This is a genomic window from Streptomyces sp. NPDC007205 (assembly GCF_040634095.1).
Classification (GTDB): domain Bacteria; phylum Actinomycetota; class Actinomycetes; order Streptomycetales; family Streptomycetaceae; genus Streptomyces.
In genome coordinates, this window is sequence record NZ_JBEYEW010000026.1 from 66,028 (window position 1) to 82,634 (window position 16,607).

General features: G+C 70.2%; 16 protein-coding genes. 10 read left to right on the forward strand and 6 right to left on the reverse strand.

The features are described from left to right. Position 1: 1 nt before the first annotated feature. Positions 2-640 (reverse strand): AIM24 family protein, encoded by a 639-nt coding sequence (locus ABZ624_RS31460; RefSeq protein ID WP_360096496.1) that lies wholly within the window; start codon positions 638-640, stop codon positions 2-4. A 175-nt stretch (positions 641-815) separates the two neighbouring features. Here ABZ624_RS31460 and ABZ624_RS31465 point away from each other — a divergent pair, with 175 nt between their 5' ends. Both ABZ624_RS31465 and ABZ624_RS31470 read left to right on the forward strand, forming a co-directional pair. Further along, positions 816-1,166, forward strand: a complete 351-nt coding sequence (locus tag ABZ624_RS31465; RefSeq protein ID WP_360096499.1) for a DUF3817 domain-containing protein — start codon at positions 816-818, stop codon at positions 1,164-1,166. After that, positions 1,163-1,453, forward strand: coding sequence for an MTH1187 family thiamine-binding protein (locus ABZ624_RS31470; RefSeq protein ID WP_360096502.1), 291 nt, complete (start codon positions 1,163-1,165; stop codon positions 1,451-1,453). Before ABZ624_RS31465 ends, ABZ624_RS31470 begins: the two co-directional genes overlap by 4 nt. Here ABZ624_RS31470 and ABZ624_RS31475 read toward each other — a convergent pair. Then, positions 1,413-2,447 (reverse strand): DUF5937 family protein, encoded by a 1,035-nt coding sequence (locus ABZ624_RS31475; protein WP_360096505.1) that lies wholly within the window; start codon positions 2,445-2,447, stop codon positions 1,413-1,415. The genes ABZ624_RS31470 and ABZ624_RS31475 overlap by 41 nt on opposite strands. Before the next feature lie 76 nt (positions 2,448-2,523). On the opposite strand from ABZ624_RS31475, the gene ABZ624_RS31480 reads away from it, so the two are divergent. From ABZ624_RS31480 to ABZ624_RS31495, 4 genes are all read left to right on the forward strand, one after another. Then, positions 2,524-3,762, forward strand: coding sequence for an MFS transporter (locus ABZ624_RS31480; RefSeq protein ID WP_360096508.1), 1,239 nt, complete (start codon positions 2,524-2,526; stop codon positions 3,760-3,762). Between the two features lie 11 nt (positions 3,763-3,773). Beyond that, positions 3,774-4,283, forward strand: a complete 510-nt coding sequence (locus tag ABZ624_RS31485) for a MarR family transcriptional regulator (protein WP_360096511.1) — start codon at positions 3,774-3,776, stop codon at positions 4,281-4,283. Positions 4,284-4,326: 43 nt separating this feature from the next. Next, positions 4,327-4,665: a DUF3817 domain-containing protein gene (locus ABZ624_RS31490; RefSeq protein ID WP_360096514.1), complete on the forward strand. Its 339-nt coding sequence runs from the start codon at positions 4,327-4,329 to the stop codon at positions 4,663-4,665. A gap of 76 nt (positions 4,666-4,741) precedes the next feature. After that, on the forward strand, positions 4,742-6,442 hold the full coding sequence (locus tag ABZ624_RS31495) for a methylmalonyl-CoA mutase family protein (RefSeq protein ID WP_360096517.1): 1,701 nt from the start codon (positions 4,742-4,744) through the stop codon (positions 6,440-6,442). Positions 6,443-6,448: 6 nt separating this feature from the next. Here ABZ624_RS31495 and ABZ624_RS31500 read toward each other — a convergent pair whose 3' ends face one another. Continuing rightward, on the reverse strand, positions 6,449-7,066 hold the full coding sequence (locus ABZ624_RS31500; RefSeq protein ID WP_360096520.1) for a TetR/AcrR family transcriptional regulator: 618 nt from the start codon (positions 7,064-7,066) through the stop codon (positions 6,449-6,451). Between the two features lie 211 nt (positions 7,067-7,277). Here ABZ624_RS31500 and ABZ624_RS31505 point away from each other — a divergent pair, with 211 nt between their 5' ends. The 4 genes from ABZ624_RS31505 (at position 7,278) to ABZ624_RS31520 (ending at position 11,596) form a co-directional block, all read left to right on the forward strand. After that, positions 7,278-8,246, forward strand: coding sequence for a tetratricopeptide repeat protein (locus tag ABZ624_RS31505; RefSeq protein ID WP_360096523.1), 969 nt, complete (start codon positions 7,278-7,280; stop codon positions 8,244-8,246). A 623-nt stretch (positions 8,247-8,869) separates the two neighbouring features. After that, positions 8,870-9,532: a DUF6230 family protein gene (locus ABZ624_RS31510; RefSeq protein WP_360096526.1), complete on the forward strand. Its 663-nt coding sequence runs from the start codon at positions 8,870-8,872 to the stop codon at positions 9,530-9,532. A gap of 116 nt (positions 9,533-9,648) precedes the next feature. Beyond that, positions 9,649-10,236: a DUF6114 domain-containing protein gene (locus ABZ624_RS31515; protein ID WP_360096529.1), complete on the forward strand. Its 588-nt coding sequence runs from the start codon at positions 9,649-9,651 to the stop codon at positions 10,234-10,236. Continuing rightward, a complete protein-coding gene (locus ABZ624_RS31520; RefSeq protein WP_360096532.1) occupies positions 10,226-11,596 on the forward strand; it encodes a hypothetical protein in 1,371 nt (456 codons plus the stop codon). Before ABZ624_RS31515 ends, ABZ624_RS31520 begins: the two co-directional genes overlap by 11 nt. 98 nt (positions 11,597-11,694) lie before the next feature. On the opposite strand, the gene pyk is transcribed toward ABZ624_RS31520, so the two are convergent. From pyk to pta, 3 genes are all read right to left on the reverse strand, one after another. After that, on the reverse strand, positions 11,695-13,122 hold the full coding sequence (pyk, locus tag ABZ624_RS31525; RefSeq protein WP_360096535.1) for a pyruvate kinase: 1,428 nt from the start codon (positions 13,120-13,122) through the stop codon (positions 11,695-11,697). Between the two features lie 87 nt (positions 13,123-13,209). Then, a complete protein-coding gene (locus ABZ624_RS31530) occupies positions 13,210-14,430 on the reverse strand; it encodes an acetate kinase (RefSeq protein WP_360096538.1) in 1,221 nt (406 codons plus the stop codon). Positions 14,431-14,453: 23 nt separating this feature from the next. Beyond that, positions 14,454-16,529 carry a phosphate acetyltransferase gene (gene pta, locus ABZ624_RS31535; protein WP_360096541.1) on the reverse strand — a complete coding sequence of 692 codons (2,076 nt, stop codon included), beginning with the start codon at positions 16,527-16,529 and terminating at the stop codon, positions 14,454-14,456. Positions 16,530-16,607 lie beyond the last annotated feature (78 nt).

Below are 16,607 nucleotides of genomic sequence, written 5' to 3' on the forward strand. Positions count from 1 at the left end.
GCTACAGGTCCCCCGCGATCGTGTTCCGCTCGCTCGGCTGCACGTACACCAGTCCGTCGCCCTCGAAGCGGATCTGGAAGGCCTCGCCGCCGCCCTCCCCGAAGAACGTGCGGAACGTCACCCCGGACTGGAAGGACTGCCGGACGCTGCCCTGATGGGCGATATAGGCGCCCGGGTCGACGATCAGCGGGTACTGCGGGGCGACCCGGAGCACCACCGCCGGCCCGTCGGACATGATCGCGGCCTGTCCGTGCCCCTCGACGGTCGTCGTGAACAGTCCGTTGCCCTGCGAGGCGCCGCGCAGTCCGGTGAACGTCGTGCCCGTGCGCAGCCCCGCGTCGGTCACGAGCAGGTTGCTCGACTCCACGTGGAGCCTGTCCCCCTGGAGGCTCACCAGGTTGATCTCCGAGGCCCGGTCCGCGAAGAAGCAGGTGCCGTGACCCTTCACCTCCATCACCGTCATCTGCTCGCCGGTGAGCCGCCGCGTCACCATGCCCCGCAGCCCTTCCCCGCCACCGGTCAGCTTCTTGAAGCTCATCTGCCCGTCGTACGCGACCATCGAGCCGTTCTTCGCCTTCACGGCGTCCCCGGTCATCTCGACGGCGAGCACCTTGCTTCCTTGCAGTCGGAACGTCGCCACGCAGTGAAAGTAGCGGCGCCACGGGTGGACGGAACAGGGCCTGTAGGTGGACACCGACCCTGAGCACACCCCTACGGGCATCGTTTGCCACAATGGCGGGACGTTTGTGCTTCCGTTCACAAGGCGGATCACGAAGCGATCGCGCCGTCAGCGACTCTCCCACCGAAGGTGACCCGTGGACCTCAAGACAGCCTCCGCCATCCGCCGCCTCCGACTGATCTCCGTGCCGGAGGGCATTTCCTGGATCATCCTCGCGGCCTGCACCGTCATCAAGTACACGGTCGACAGCGGCTTCGACGTGGCGCCGGTGCTGGGGCCGATCCACGGCGTGCTGTTCGTTCTCTACGTGGTCTTCTGGGCGGACGCCTGGAACCGGACCAAGTGGGCCAAGGGCAAGGCCGCCCTCTACTTCGCGTACTCGGTCATTCCCGGCGGCGGCTTCATCATCGAGCGCGCGCTGCGCCGCGAGGCCGAGGACGCCGTCATCGCCGCCCGTGCCCGCAAGGAAGGAATCGTGAACGCATGATCGTCGCCTTCTCCGTGACGCCCCTCGGCGTCGGCGAGGACGTGGGGGAGTACGTCGCCGAAGCCGTCCGCGTGGTCCGCGAGTCGGGCCTGCCCAACCGCACCGACGCGATGTTCACCTCCGTCGAGGGGGAGTGGGACGAGGTCATGGACGTCGTCAGGCGGGCGGTCGCCGCGGTGGAGGAGCGGGCACCGCGCGTCTCCCTCGTCCTCAAGGCCGACATCCGCCCCGGGGTGACCGACGGCCTCACCTCCAAGGTGGAGACGGTCGAGCGGCATCTGGCGTAGGCGTCGCGGGCGTGGCCACTGGTGCGGTGAGCGCCATGCCCAGCGGCGTACGTTCGTACAGCACCTGGTGGCCGTAGCGGCGTGCCGTCAGCAGGCCCGCGTCGCGCAGCACCGTCAGGTGGGACGACACCGACGACGGGGGCAGTCGCAGCCGGTGGGCCAGGGCCGAGGTGGTCGCCGGTTCGTCCAGGGCGGACAGGACCGCCGCCCTGTTGCGGCCCAGCAGCCGTACCAGCGCATCCGGGGTGCCGGCGCCCGGCTCGGTCCACAGGCCGGCGATACCGCGGGCCGGGTAGACCAGCGTGGGCTGCCACGGGGGCTCGAAACCGGTGATCACGTCGGGCCACGAGAACACGCTCGGCATCAGCACCAGGCCCTGGCCGGCGAGGTCGCGGGTGTACTCGGTGTGCAGCGCGAGCGTCAGCGTACGGCCGTCCCAGGACAGCCGGCCGTCCAGTTCCGGCAGCAGCGTGCCGAGCCCCACCTCGGCCAGCCGCCGCGAGTGGAAGGCCACGTCCGCCTCCAGCAGCGCCCGCAGCCGGGGCCAGTCCGGTGCGATCAGGGCCCGCCACGCCTCCTCCATGGCGTCCGCCAGCTCCTGGACCATCCGTGCCGGGTCCGCGAGCCAGGCCCGGCCCCGGCGCGACCGGAGCGCGCCCGGGGTGCAGGCCAGCGACTGGGCGGTGTCCTCGCGGGCCGCCTCCGGGTCGGACGCCCGGACGGCCGCGATCTCCTCCTCGAAGGTGGCTGCCGGTCCGATCGGCGGTGCGCCGAGCCAGTCCGGTGAGTGGCCGCGCCGGGGCATCAGCAGCCACAGCGGAGCCAGGTCGAGTCCGGCCGCCGCCTCCCTGATCCGGCGCAGCCAGGGCGCCTGATAGGCATGCCGGTCGGGCCGGCTGAGGGTGCGCACCGCCTCCTGCGTCTCCCACAGCGGCGAGATCGCGAACCGGCAGCGCAGGAAGTCGTCGTCGCCGAAGTGCAGACGGGAGGGCACGGGCCACCTCCGGGGGAAGATTCGGCTGGAGCCGAAACTCTACGACTGCCGGTCCGTCTCCCGGCACGCTGCCGGCATGTCCGCACCACCGCAGGCCACCCCGGCGTCCGCCGGCTACGGCCGTGTCTTCGCCGTGCCCGAGTTCCGGGCCGTCTTCGCCGCCCATGTGCTGTCCATGCTCGGCGTGATCGTCAGCGAGATCGCGCTGTCCGTCCTCGTCTACGACCTCACCCGCTCGCCCCTGCTCAGCGCGCTCACCTTCGCGCTGGGCTTCCTGCCGTACGCCGTGGGCGGCGCCCTTCTCGCCCCCGTCGCCGACCGCCTCCCGGCCCGGCGTGTGCTCGTCGTCTGCGACCTGGTGTGCGCCGGCTGTGTGGCCCTGATGACCGCCCCGGGCGCCGGTATGGGCCTGCTCCTCGCGCTGCGCTGCGCGATGGCCGTCGTCTCGCCGGTGTTCTCCGGCACCCGCATGGCCACGCTGGCCGACGTCCTCGGCGACGGCGACCTGTTCGTGCTCGGCCGCTCCCTGCTGCGGATCGTCGCCCAGAGCGCCCTGCTCGTCGGCTACGGCCTCGGCGGTCTGCTGCTCACCGCCGTCAGCCCGCGCCACGCCCTGCTGATCACGGTCGGCACGTTCCTCGCCTCCGCCGTGCTGCTGCGCTGCGGCACCCGGCACCGCCCCGCCCGTACGCACCGGAGCACGGACACCCCGCCGGGTCCGCGCCGGCTGTTCGCCGACCGCCGGGTGCGCGTCCTGCTGCTCCTGTTCTGGATGCCGGCGGCGTTCTCGGTCGTCCCCGAGGCACTGGCGGCGCCGTACGCGGACGAGCTGGGCAGCGGTTCCGCGGGCCTCGGGCTGCTGATGTGCGCCCTGCCCGTCGGCACGGTGGCCGGCGAACTGTTCGCCGGGGCCAGGCTCGGACCCGTGGCCCGCGAACGGGTCGCCCTTCCCCTGCTGTGTCTGACCCTGCTGCCGTACCCCGGCTTCGCCCTGCGCCCCGGGCTCACCGCCTCGCTGCTGCTCCTGCTGCTGTCCGGGGCCGGCTCGGCGTACACCCTGGGCCTGGACCAGTGGTTCGTCCGGGCCGTGCCGCAGGAGCTGCGCGGGCGGGCCATGACCGTGCTGAGCGCCGGGCTGATGACCGTGCAGGGCGTCGGCATGGCGCTGGCCGGGGTGGCGGCGCAGCTGGCGGGGGTGCGTACGGCCGTGGCGGGGGCCGGTGTGGCGGGCGTCCTGTGCTGCTGCGGCCTGGCCGTCGCGGCCCGGGCGACCGAAAGCCGAGACGGGGCTGCCCGGCATATGACCGGCCGGTAGGGTCTGATGACGTGCCGAAGCCTCTCAGCCTTCCCTTCGACCCCATCGCCCGTGCCGACGAGCTCTGGAAGCGGCGCTGGGGAAACGTGCCGTCCATGGCCGCGATCACCTCGATCATGCGGGCCCAGCAGATCCTGCTCGCCGAGGTGGACGCGGTGGTCAAGCCGTACGGACTGACGTTCGCGCGGTACGAGGCGCTGGTGCTGCTCACCTTCTCCAAGGCCGGTGAGCTGCCCATGTCCAAGATCGGCGAGCGACTGATGGTGCATCCGACCTCGGTCACGAACACCGTCGACCGGCTGGTGAAGTCCGGGCTGGTGGCCAAACGGCCCAATCCCAGCGACGGGCGCGGCACCCTCGCGGTGATCACCGACAAGGGGCGTGAGGTGGTCGACGCGGCCACCCGCGACCTCATGGCCATGGAGTTCGGGCTCGGCGTGTACGACGCGGAGGAGTGCGCGGAGATCTTCGCGATGCTCCGTCCGCTGCGGGTCGCGGCACACGACTTCGACGAGGACTGACCCCGGGCAAGATCTCCCGGAACGGGTGGTTACGCTCGACTCCATGAAAAAGAGCGTGCTGACCCGCTACCGCGTCATGGCCTACACGACCGGTGTCCTGCTGGTGCTGCTGTGCCTGAGCATGATCGCGAAGTACGGGCTCCACATCGACGGCGCCGCGGACTTCACCCGGGTCGTGGCCATCGCCCACGGCTGGCTGTACGTGATCTACCTGATCTTCGCCTTCGACCTGGGCTCGAAGGCGAAGTGGCCCGTCGGCAAGCAGCTGTGGGTGCTGCTCGCGGGGACCATCCCCACCGCCGCCTTCATCGTCGAGCGGAACATCAGCCGCGAGCTGGAGGCCAGGGCCGCCGACCAGGCCCCGGCCGTCGCCGAGGCCTGAGGCTCCACCGCCGTACGAGCACCGTGCGGCGGTCAGCCATCGACATTTACTAGGACGTCCAAGTAAATTCGAGGGTATGGACGCTCACGCCATCGAGGAGGGCCGCCGCCGCTGGCAGGCCCGCTACGACGCCGCGCGCAAGCGCGACGCTGACTTCACCACGCTCTCCGGTGATCCCGTGGAGCCGGTGTACGGGCCCCGACCGGGCGACACGTACGAGGGATTCGAGCGGATCGGCTGGCCCGGGGAGTACCCCTTCACGCGTGGCCTCCATCCGACCGGCTACCGCGGCCGTACCTGGACGATCCGGCAGTTCGCCGGGTTCGGCAACGCCGAGCAGACCAACGAGCGGTACAAGATGATCCTCGCCGCCGGCGGCGGGGGCCTGTCCGTGGCCTTCGACATGCCGACGCTGATGGGCTGCGACTCCGACGACCCCCGTTCCCGCGGCGAGGTCGGGCACTGCGGCGTCGCCATCGACTCGGCCGCCGACATGGAGGTCCTGTTCAAGGACATCCCGCTGGGTGATGTGACGACGTCCATGACCATCAGCGGTCCGGCCGTGCCCGTCTTCTGCATGTACCTGGTCGCCGCCGAGCGGCAGGGCGTCGATCCGGGGGTGCTCAACGGGACCCTCCAGACGGACATCTTCAAGGAGTACATCGCGCAGAAGGAGTGGCTCTTCCAGCCCGAGCCCCATCTGCGCCTCATCGGCGACCTGATGGAGTACTGCGCCGCCGGCATCCCCGCCTACAAGCCGCTGTCCGTCTCCGGCTACCACATCCGCGAGGCGGGCGCGACGGCCGCGCAGGAGCTGGCGTACACGCTGGCCGACGGCTTCGGGTACGTGGAGCTGGGGCTCAGCCGCGGGCTCGACGTGGAGGTGTTCGCGCCCGGGCTGTCCTTCTTCTTCGACGCGCACGTGGATTTCTTCGAGGAGATCGCCAAGTTCCGTGCCGCGCGCCGCATCTGGGCGCGCTGGATGCGGGACGTGTACGGCGCGAAGAGCGACAAGGCACAGTGGCTGCGGTTCCACACACAGACCGCCGGGGTCTCACTGACCGCGCAGCAGCCGTACAACAACGTGGTCCGTACGGCCGTGGAGGCGCTGGCCGCCGTGCTCGGCGGGACCAACTCGCTGCACACCAACGCGCTCGACGAGACGCTCGCCCTGCCCTCCGAGCAGGCGGCGGAGATCGCGCTGCGCACGCAGCAGGTGCTGATGGAGGAGACCGGGGTCGCCAACGTGGCCGACCCGCTGGGCGGTGCCTGGTACGTCGAGCAGCTGACGGACCGGATCGAGGCCGACGCGGAGAAGATCTTCGAGCAGATCAAGGAGCGGGGGCTTCGGGCGCACCCGGACGGGCGGCACCCGATCGGGCCGATCACCTCCGGGATCCTGCGCGGGATCGAGGACGGCTGGTTCACCGGCGAGATCGCCGAGTCCGCCTTCCGGTACCAGCAGGCGCTGGAGAAGGGGGACAAGAGGGTCGTCGGCGTCAATGCGCACACCGGGTCCGTCACCGGGGACCTGGAGATCCTGCGGGTCAGCCATGAGGTGGAGCGGGAGCAGGTGCGGGTGCTCTGCGAGCGGAAGGCGGCGCGCGACGAGGGCGCGGTGCGTTCCGCGCTGGCCGCGATGCTGGATGCGGCCCGGTCCGGGGCCAACATGATCGGGCCGATGCTGGATGCCGTGCGGGCCGAGGCGACGCTCGGTGAGATCTGCGGAGTGCTGCGGGACGAGTGGGGGGTGTACACGGAGCCGGCGGGGTTCTGAGCAGGCTCAGGCGGACGAGGTCAGCCCCTGCAGCAGGACCCGCGTGAAGCTGCGCACCCACTCCTCGTCCGCCGGCTTGCCGCTCACCAGGGTGCGGTGCACCACCGCACCCGCCACCATGTCGAAGATCAGGTCCACCGTGCGGGCGGCCTCCGCCGGATCCGGTTCCGGCGGCAGTTCGCCGCGGGACTGGGCCCGCGCCCGGCCCTCCAGAACCAGCCGCTTCTGCCGCTCCACGACGGAGGCGCGGATGCGTTCGCGCAGAGCGTCGTCGCGGGTGGACTCGGCGACCACCGCCATCAGGCCGCTCTTCGCCTCCGGGCGGGCCAGGATGGCCGCGAACTGCAGGACCACGCCCTCGATGTCGGCCGCGAGGCTGCCGCGGTCGGGAAGTTCCAGTTCGTCGAACAGCTCTGCCACGGCGTCGCACACCAGCTCCGGCTTGCCGGCCCAGCGGCGGTACAGCGTCGTCTTCGCGACGCCGGCGCGCGTCGCCACGTCTCCCAGGGTGAGCTTGGACCAGCCCAGTTCCACCAGCGCCTCCCTGGTCGCGGCCAGGATCGCGGTGTCCGCGGCGGCGCTGCGCGGACGGCCGGTACGGCTGGCGGGAGTGCGGCTCTGCATCCCTTGACCATAACCGGCGGGAACTGTGCGGTCGTGAGGGAGATCACCGGGGGGTGGTGTCGCGCGGCCCCTCCCTGGCATTACGCTACGACTCGTAGCGAAAGCTCGTGAGGGACGTACACGAGCCGCGATCGTGCGGCGTGGGGTGGGGACCCGGCGCCCGCGCACCCTGCTTTTTCATTCCGACGCGGTAACGGGGGAGGATAGACGCATGCAGCCACGGAACATGTCCATGAGCGGCGTCGTCGACCTCGCCGCGGTGAAGGCGGCCCAGGAGGCCAAGGCCAAGGCCGAGCAGACGCGCGCCGAGGCCGCCCGGCAGGGCGGCACGGGGGCCGTCTCCCCGGCCGAGCTGGTCATCGACGTCGATGAGGCGGGCTTCGAGAGGGATGTCCTCCAGCGCTCCGCCGAGGTGCCCGTCGTCATCGACTTCTGGGCCGACTGGTGTCAGCCCTGCAAGCAGCTGAGCCCGGTCCTGGGGCGGCTCGCCGTCGAGTACAACGGGCGCTTCCTCCTCGCCAAGATCGACGTCGACGCCAACCAGATGCTGATGCAGCAGTTCGGGGTGCAGGGCATCCCGGCCGTGTTCGCCGTTGTGGCCGGACAGGCGCTGCCGCTGTTCCAGGGGGCGGCCGACGAGCAGCAGATCCGGCAGACCCTGGACCAGCTGGTGCAGGTCGCCGAGCAGCGGTTCGGCATCACCGGCCTGAGCGTCGACCCGGACGCGCAGCCGGGTGGCGGTGCGGCCGTCGAGCAGGCCGGTCCGTACGACGCCTCGCTGAACGCCGCCGCCGAGGCCCTGGACGCCGGTGACCTGGCCGGTGCCGTCCGGGCCTACAAGAACGTGCTGGCCGACGACCCGGCCCACCCCGAGGCCAAACTGGGCCTTGCGCAGGCCGAGTTGCTGCAGCGGGTGCAGGGCTTCGATCCGCAGAAGGTCCGTCAGGAGGCCGCCGAGAAGCCGACGGACGTCGACGCGCAGATCGCCGCCGCCGACCTGGACCTGGTGGGCGGGCACGTCGAGGACGCCTTCGGCCGGCTGATCGAGACCGTACAGCGCACGTTCGGTGACGACCGGGACACGGTACGGCGTCGGCTGCTGGAGCTGTTCGAGGTCGTGGGGCCCGAGGACGCGCGCGTGGTGGGCGCGCGCAGGGCGCTGGCGCGCGCCCTGTTCTGACCAGTCGCTAAACGCCACGGCTTGTGATGCCGGGGTGAAAGATTCGCCGACGAGACGTCGGGACGGCTGCGCTTTACCAAATCTTGGTAATCGCGCCATCTGTTACTCCGAGTAAGTCGAGGCCGTTGATCTGTCTGGATTCGTCCAGGGATCAACGGCTTTGCTCTGCCCCGGGATGCCACCCAGCGTCGCACTCCGAGACCGGCCGGTCGTCCTCCGGTTATCCGGCCGTTACTAGCCAGTAACGAACCCCCTTGTGTCCGGCGCGAGAATGCACCACGATCGGCGACGCTCGGTCCATTTCCGTTACCCCGGCATCCGGTCGGGTCACCGGAGAATCTGGGTCCCCACCGAGCAGAGCCGGCGGCAGTGGCGCCGGGTCTAGGGCAGGGGGGTCTTCGCCGGCCGGCGAAGCCTGTCCAGCAGGGTTGTGCGTGATGCGTGTCAGGCGCGACCAGTGGTTGTCGCTCGGGGGTGATCGCCGGTGATCGGTGCGCGGTTCGCGCCTCCGAGTACGGGCGCTCTCCTTCCCGAGGACGTAGCACTTCTCCCATCCCTGCCCGGCTGAGCCGCCGACTGCGGCGATTCCGGGCCAGGAGATGTACGTCCGAGAAGGAGGAAATATGGAGTCCCAGGTGCGTGGCGGGACCAGATGGAAGCGGTTCGCTGTGGTCATGGTGCCCAGCGTTGCCGCCACGGCGTGTATAGGTGTCGCCCTCGCGCAGGGCGCTCTGGCCGCCTCGTTCAGCGTGTCCGGTCAGCAGTTCAAGGTGACGGCTGACACCCTGCACGGCGAGGGCTTCGCCCAGTACGGCGCGATCGACAGCGGCTACACGCTCGACGGGAAGAAGACGGCCCACCCCGTCGCTGTCTCGTCGTTCCAAGACGCCTCGATCACGAACATGTGCCAGTCCGTGGTCACCCCGGATGTGCCGTTCTTCGGTTCGGTCACCCTCCGTCTGGAGGCCGGCGGCAAGGGCCACGACGCGGTTCAGGCCCACAACCTCTACATCGACGTCGATGACCTGAACGCCGACGCGACGTTCAACAACATCGACATCGGTGTGGCCGCCGGTGACACCGCCAAGGCCAAGGGTGGCAAGGGCCCGGGCATGAAGGGCGGTGGCGAGGCCGCCAACCCGTTCGGCTTCGCCCAGCAGGCCGAGTCGGCCGACCTGACCCACGTGCACCAGACGGCGTGGGCGACCACCGCCGGCACGTTCAAGCTCAGCGGTCTCCACATGTCGCTGCACAAGGGCGACGGCAAGGGAATCGAGTGCTACTAGGCGCTCGGTGACGGGCGGGGGAGCCGACGGCACCCCCGCCCGTCCCTCCAACGGCCGCGTATCCACACGCGTCACACATCACCACCACAGCAACGCCGCACCAGGGAGCTGTTTCCATGAGCGCCGAGACCCCTGCCGCCGCACCCGGCCAGTTCACCCGCCGGAGGCTGCAGTTCCGCGCCTGGCGGGGCAACCGTCCGTTCTGGGCCGGACTGTTCGTCGTGCTCGGCGGCTTTCTCATCCTGTACTTCCCGTACGCACACCTGCAGCTTGGCCACCTCACGATGGCGATGGGGACGCCCGGCGGCTCCAGTTCCCTGATCATCGGTGCGCTGCTGATCGTCCTCGGCATCACCCTCTGGTTCCAGCGGCACATCCGGGTCTTCGCGGGTGTCGCGGCGATTCTGCTGGCGCTGGTGTCCATCCCGCTGTCCAACATCGGCGGCTTCATCGTCGGCTTCCTGTGCTCGCTGATCGGCGGGGCGATGGCCATCGCCTGGGCGCCGGGCGGCCCGCCGCAGCCGGAGCCGCCGGCCGAGGCAGCCCCCGGGGAGGGCGGCGCCCCGCAGGCCGCGCCGCTGCCCGAGCAGCGCACGGACGGGCTGGGCGATGTCCCCTACCAGGGCTTCACCGCGCCTGGGGAGAACGACCTGTCAGGAACGAGCCCGGCCAACGGGGCGAACGGGAGGCACAGTGCCGGCTGACGAGGTGACCCACGGGACCGACGTGGACGGGTCCCGCGCGAGAACCGGGCCCCGCCACGCGGCACCCAGGAAGCCGCTGTTCACCAGGTTCCACATGCCGGCCGGGAAGGCGATCGCCTCCGTGGCGATGCCGACGGCGGTGCTGATGGGCATGGGCTTCACGTCCTCGCTGGCCCTCGCGGCCGGCAGCGGCCCGTCCCCGTCGACCACGTCCAAGAGCCTGACGGCCGACGAGTACAAGGACTGTGTCAAGGCGCTGGGCACCTCCAAGGACGCCTCGTCGTCGCCCTCGCCCTCCGCCTCGGAGAGCGCGTCCGGTGACAAGGCCACCCCGTCGCCCTCGGCGAGCGCCGACACCAAGGACTCGAAGGGCACCAAGTCCGGCGACTCGGGCACGTCCTCTTCGCCGGATGCAGGTTCCGGCGACAAGGCCGCGCCCAAGCCGACCGCGACGTCCGGCTCCTCGGGCTCCTCCGGCTCGGACTCGGGCTCCGGCTCGTCGTCCTCCGGCGCTGACACGGCCACGCCCACCCCGTCGGCCTCCAAGAGCAGCGGCGGCCTGCTGGACACCATCGGCGACACGCTCGGCGGCATCCTCACCGGTGGCAAGGACTCCGGCAGCTCGTCCGCGAGCCCGACGCCGTCCGCTACCCCGTCGGCGAGTGCGTCTTCGGATTCGGCCAAGCCGGACGTGTCGTCGTCCGGTTCCAAGGTCACCGACACCGTCAAGGACACCGTCTCCAAGGCCACCAAGACGGTCGGGGACACGGTGAAGAAGACCACCGACACGGTCTCCAAGACGGCTGGGGACGCCACCAAGACGGTCAAGGACGCGGCAGGTTCGGCCACGCCGAGCCCGTCCGCGAGCGACTCCGCCTCGGCGGAGAACTGTCCCAAGGCCACGGACGACGTCAGCGGCGTCGACAACAAGCTGCCGGTGGCCGACGACCCCTGGTACCTGGACGCCAGCTCGCTTCTGCTCAAGGGCGCCGACTACCAGGGCGTCGTCGAGGTGAAGACGGCGTCCGGCACCACCAAGAAGGTGCTGAAGTACGTCATCTCCGGCGGCACGGACATCGGCGACCTGCACCAGACGGTGAAGGACAAGCAGTCCGGCAAGACCTACCACGTGCAGGCGGCCAAGGGCTCGATGTCCACCATCCGGGGCGGCGACACCGTGATGTACACGGAGAAGATCTCGGGCAACCTGCTCGGTCTGATCCCGATCACGTTCAGCCCCGACAGCCCGCCCCCGCTGAACATCCCGCTGATCTACTTCACCCACGTCAAGGTGGTCCAGGCCGCCCAGTTCGGCGGCAACCTGCACGTGCCCGGCATGCACGTGTACACGACCGACTGACCGGTCCTGCAAGCCCGTTCGGGAGCCGCACACGGCTGAGGGCGCCCCCTGTTCCCAGGGGGCGCCCTCAGTGCCGTACAAGGCCCTTGGCGGGCTTGTCAGTTGGTCTGCGTGCCCAGGTGGTGGACGCGGAGCATGTTGGTGGTGCCGGGGACGCCGGGGGGCGAGCCGGCGGTGATGATGACCGTGTCACCCGCGTCGAAGCGGCCCAGCCGGGCGATCTCCTGGTCCACCAGGTCGACCATCTCGTCGGTGGTGTTCACGAACGGCACGATGTGCGACTCCACGCCCCAGCTCAGGGTGAGCTGGTTGCGGGTGGCCTCGTCCGTGGTGAACGCGATGATCGGCTGGGTCGCGCGGTAGCGGGACAGACGGCGCGCGGTGTCACCGGACTGGGTGAAGGCGATCAGGCCGCGGCCGCCGAGGAAGTCGGCGATCTCGCAGGCAGCGCGGGCCACCGAGCCGCCCTGGGTGCGCGGCTTCTTGCCCGGCACCAGCGGCTGCAGGCCCTTGGAGAGCAGCTCCTGCTCGGCCGCGGTGACGATCTTCGACATGGTCTTGACCGTCTCGACCGGGTAGGCGCCCACCGACGACTCGGCGCTCAGCATGACCGCGTCGGCGCCGTCCAGGATCGCGTTGGCCACGTCGGAGGCCTCGGCGCGGGTCGGACGGGAGTTGGTGATCATCGACTCCATCATCTGGGTCGCCACGATCACCGGCTTGGCGTTGCGCCGGCACAGCTCGATCAGGCGCTTCTGCACCATGGGGACCTTTTCGAGCGGATACTCGACGGCGAGGTCACCGCGGGCCACCATCACGGCGTCGAACGCCGCGACGACGTCCTCCATGTTCTCCACCGCCTGCGGCTTTTCCACCTTGGCGATGACCGGGACCCGGCGGCCCTCCTCGTCCATGACGCGGTGCACGTCGTGGATGTCCTTGGCGTCCCGTACGAAGGACAGCGCGACCATGTCGCAGCCCATGCGGAGGGCGAAGCGCAGGTCCTCGACGTCCTTCTCGCTCAGCGCGGGCACGTTGACGGCCGTGCCGGGCAGATTGATGCCCTTGTGGTCGGAGACGACACCGCCCTCGATGACGATCGTCTTCACCCGGGAACCCTCGACGTCCAGGACCTTCAGCTCGACGTTGCCGTCGTTGATCAGGATCTGGTCGCCGCGCGCGACGTCGCCCGTCAGCCCCTTGTACGTCGTACCGCAGATGTGCTTGTCGCCCGGCACGTCCTCGGTCGTGATGACGAACTCGTCACCGCGTTCGAGCTCGACCGGACCCTCGGCGAAGGTCTCCAGGCGGATCTTCGGGCCCTGCAGGTCGGCGAGGACGCCGATGGGCCGGCCGGTCTCCTTGGACGCGGCCCGGACGCGGTCGTACCGCGCCTGGTGCTCGGCGTGGGAGCCGTGGCTGAAGTTGAACCGGGCCACATTCATGCCCGCCTCGATCATGGCGACGAGCATCTCGTGGGAGTCGACCGCGGGGCCGAGAGTACAGACGATTTTCGAACGGCGCATGGGGCGATCCTATCGGTTTGTTTCGCTACGGAATATTCCGTCTGGCGGAAGATACAAATGAGTGCCGCACCGCTCAGGTGCTGCTATTCAGTTGTTCTTTCCGACCAGTGCGTAGGTCTGCGTCGCGATCTCCAGTTCTTCATCCGTCGGCACCACGGCGACGGCGACACGCGCGTCCTTCGGTGAGATCAGCCTGACCGCGTCCGCTCGTACCGCGTTCAGCTCCGGGTCGACCGCGAGGCCAAGGCCCTCCAGACCCGTGATCGCCGCCTCCCGCACCGGCGCCGCGTTCTCGCCGACCCCGGCCGTGAACGCGACCGCGTCCACCTTCCCGAGCACGGCGTAATAGGCGCCGATGTACTTCTTGAGCCGGTGAATGTAAATGTCGAACGCGAGAGCGGCCTCTTCGTCGCCCTCGTCGATCCGGCGGCGGATCTCCCGCATGTCGTTGTCCCCGCACAGGCCGAACAGACCGCTCCTCTTGTTGAGAAGAGTGTCGATCTCATCCATGGACATTCCGCCAACCCGGGCCAAATGGAAGATGACGGCCGGATCCAGATCACCAGATCGCGTACCCATCACAAGCCCCTCCAAAGGCGTCAGACCCATGGAGGTGTCCACGCACCGGCCGTTTCGGACCGCGGACGCGGAGGCGCCGTTGCCCAGGTGCAGCACGATCACGTTGACCTCGGACGGGTCCCTGCCCAGCAGCCGCGCCGTCTCCCGCGCGACATACGCGTGCGAGGTGCCGTGGAAGCCGTAGCGGCGGATGCGGTGGCGGTCGGCGATCTTCGGGTCGATCGCGTAGCGCGCCGCCGACTCCGGCATCGTCGTGTGGAACGCGGTGTCGAAGACGGCGATCTGGGGCAGGTCGGGGCGCAGCGCCTGGGCGGTGCGGATGCCGGTGAGGTTGGCCGGGTTGTGCAGCGGGGCTACCGGGATCAGCCGCTCGATCTCGGCGAGCACCTCGTCGTCGATGACGGTCGGCTCGGTGAAGAACATGCCGCCGTGCACCACCCGGTGCCCGATCGCGGCCAGTTCCGGCGAGTCGAGGCCCAGGCCGTCCCGGCTCAGCTCCTCGGAGACGGCCTTGAGCGCGGCGTCGTGGTCGGCGATCGGCCCGGTGTGCTCACGGGTGTCGCCGGAGGTGAGGCAGGAGTGCTTGATCCGGGAGGTCTGCTCGCCGATGCGCTCCACCAGTCCGACGGCGAGACGGCTCCGGTCGCGCATGTCGAGCAGCTGGTACTTCACCGACGAGGAGCCGGAGTTGAGGACGAGGACGCGGTTCGCCGCGCGAGTCTCGGTCACGGTGTTGGAATGCTCTCTGTGCTTCAGTTGGCGGGCGTCTGGGCCTGGATCGCCGTGATGGCGACGGTGTTGACGATGTCCTGGACGAGCGCGCCCCGGGACAGGTCGTTGACCGGCTTGCGCAGACCCTGCAGGACCGGTCCGACGGCGATCGCGCCGGCCGAACGCTGCACGGCCTTGTAGGTGTTGTTGCCCGTGTTGAGGTCCGGGAAGATCAGAACCGTTGCCTGCCCGGCGACATCGGACCCGGGCAGCTTGGTCGCGGCGACGGACGGCTCCACGGCCGCGTCGTACTGGATCGGCCCCTCGATCTTCAGGTCCGGCCGCCGGGAGCGGGCCAGCTCGGTGGCCTCGCGCACCTTGTCGACGTCGGCGCCCGAGCCGGAGGTACCCGTGGAGTACGACAGCATCGCGATCCTGGGCTCCACGCCGAACCGCGCGGCCGTACCGGCCGACTGGACGGCGATGTCCGCGAGCTGCTCGGCGTTCGGGTCCGGGTTGACCGCGCAGTCGCCGTAGACCAGCACCTTGTCGGCCAGGCACATGAAGAAGACGGACGAGACGATCGAGGAGTCCGGCCTGGTCTTGATGATCTCGAAGGCGGGCCGGATGGTGGCCGCCGTGGAGTGCACCGAGCCGGACACCATGCCGTCGGCCAGGCCCTCCTGCACCATCAGTGTGCCGAAGTAGTTGACGTCGGATACGACGTCGTAGGCCAGCTCGACCGTGACGCCCTTGTGGGCGCGCAGCGCCGCGTACCGCTCGGCGAAGGTGTCGCGCAGCTCGGAGGTGGCCGGGTCGATCAGCTGGGTGTCGCCGAGGTCGATGCCTAGGTCGGCGGCCTTCTTGCGGATCTGGTCGACGGAGCCGAGCAGGGTCAGGTCGCACACGCCCCGGCGCAGCAGCACCTCGGCCGCGTGCAGCACCCGCTCCTCGGTGCCCTCGGGAAGCACGACCCGCCGCTTGTCGGAGCGGGCCTGCTCCAGCAGCTTGTGCTCGAACATCATCGGGGTGACCCGGTCGTTGCTCGGCGCCGAGACCCGGCGGGCCAGGTCGGCGGTGTCGGCGTACCGCTCGAACAGGCCGAGCGCCCGCTCCGCCTTGCGCGGGGTGGCCGCGTTCAGCTTGCCCTCCAGCGAGGACAGCTGCTCGGCGGTCGGGAAGCTGTTGCCTCTCACGGACAGCACCGGGGTGCCCGGTGCCAGGCGGGCGGCGAGGGTGAGGATCTCCTCGCGCGGCACCTCGTTCAGGGTGAGCAGCACGCCGGCTATCGGCGGGGTGCCGGCGCTGTGCGCGGCAAGCGAGCCGACGACCAGATCGGCGCGGTCGCCCGGGGTGACGACCAGACAGCCCGGCGTCAGGGCACCGAGGAGGTTGGGCAGCATGGCGCCGCCGAAGACGAAGTCCAGCGCGTCCCTGGCGAGCCCGGAGTCGTCGCCGAGCAGCACCTTCGCGTCGAGGGCGTGGGCGATCTGCGAGACGGTCGGCGCGGAGAGCGCCGGCTCGTCGGGGACGACGTAGCAGGGGACCGGCAGCCGGGTGGCGAGCCGCTCGGCGATCTCGTCGCGGTCCTCGCGGGCCACCCGGTTGGTGACCATGGCCAGCACGTCGCAGCCGAGGCCGTCGTACGCCCGGTAGGCGTTGCGCGTCTCGGCCAGCACCGACTCGGCCGGCTGCTTGCGGCCGCCGACGACCGGGATCACGGAGGCGCCGAACTCGTTGGCCAGGCGGGCGTTCAGGGACAGCTCGTCCGGCAGCTGGGTGTCGGCGAAGTCGGTGCCGAGGACGAGGACCACGTCGTAGTCGCGGGCCACCAGGTGGAAGCGGTCGACCAGCGCCGAGACCAGCTCGTCGGTGCCCTGCTCGGCCTGGAGCGCGGACGCCTCGTGGTAGTCCATGCCGTAGACGGTCGCCGGGTCCTGCGAGAGGCGGTACCGCGCCCGCAGCAGCTCGAACAGCCGGTCCGGGCCGTCGTGCACGAGCGGACGGAAGACGCCCACCCGGTCGACCTGCCGGGTCAGGAGTTCCATGACCCCCAGCTCCACGACCTGGCGGCCGTCACCGCGGTCGATCCCGGTCACGTACACGCTGCGCGTCACGTGTCCACTCCGTTCCTCATCGTCGTCGGCATAAAAATCGCCCACCAAGGTGAGCAGAACCCTCTTGACAATACCCCT

Excerpts from the sequence above, each read along its gene's own strand:
- ABZ624_RS31470 (WP_360096502.1), top strand. The coding sequence starts at position 1,163 with ATGATCGTCGCCTTCTCCGTGACGCCCCTCGGCGTCGGCGAGGACGTG.
- ABZ624_RS31480 (WP_360096508.1), top strand. The coding sequence starts at position 2,524 with ATGTCCGCACCACCGCAGGCCACCCCGGCGTCCGCCGGCTACGGCCGT.
- ABZ624_RS31490 (WP_360096514.1), top strand. The coding sequence starts at position 4,327 with ATGAAAAAGAGCGTGCTGACCCGCTACCGCGTCATGGCCTACACGACC.
- ABZ624_RS31495 (WP_360096517.1), top strand. The coding sequence starts at position 4,742 with ATGGACGCTCACGCCATCGAGGAGGGCCGCCGCCGCTGGCAGGCCCGC.
- ABZ624_RS31500 (WP_360096520.1), bottom strand. The coding sequence starts at position 7,066 with ATGCAGAGCCGCACTCCCGCCAGCCGTACCGGCCGTCCGCGCAGCGCC.
- ABZ624_RS31505 (WP_360096523.1), top strand. The coding sequence starts at position 7,278 with ATGCAGCCACGGAACATGTCCATGAGCGGCGTCGTCGACCTCGCCGCG.
- ABZ624_RS31510 (WP_360096526.1), top strand. The coding sequence starts at position 8,870 with ATGGAGTCCCAGGTGCGTGGCGGGACCAGATGGAAGCGGTTCGCTGTG.
- ABZ624_RS31515 (WP_360096529.1), top strand. The coding sequence starts at position 9,649 with ATGAGCGCCGAGACCCCTGCCGCCGCACCCGGCCAGTTCACCCGCCGG.
- pyk (WP_360096535.1), bottom strand. The coding sequence starts at position 13,122 with ATGCGCCGTTCGAAAATCGTCTGTACTCTCGGCCCCGCGGTCGACTCC.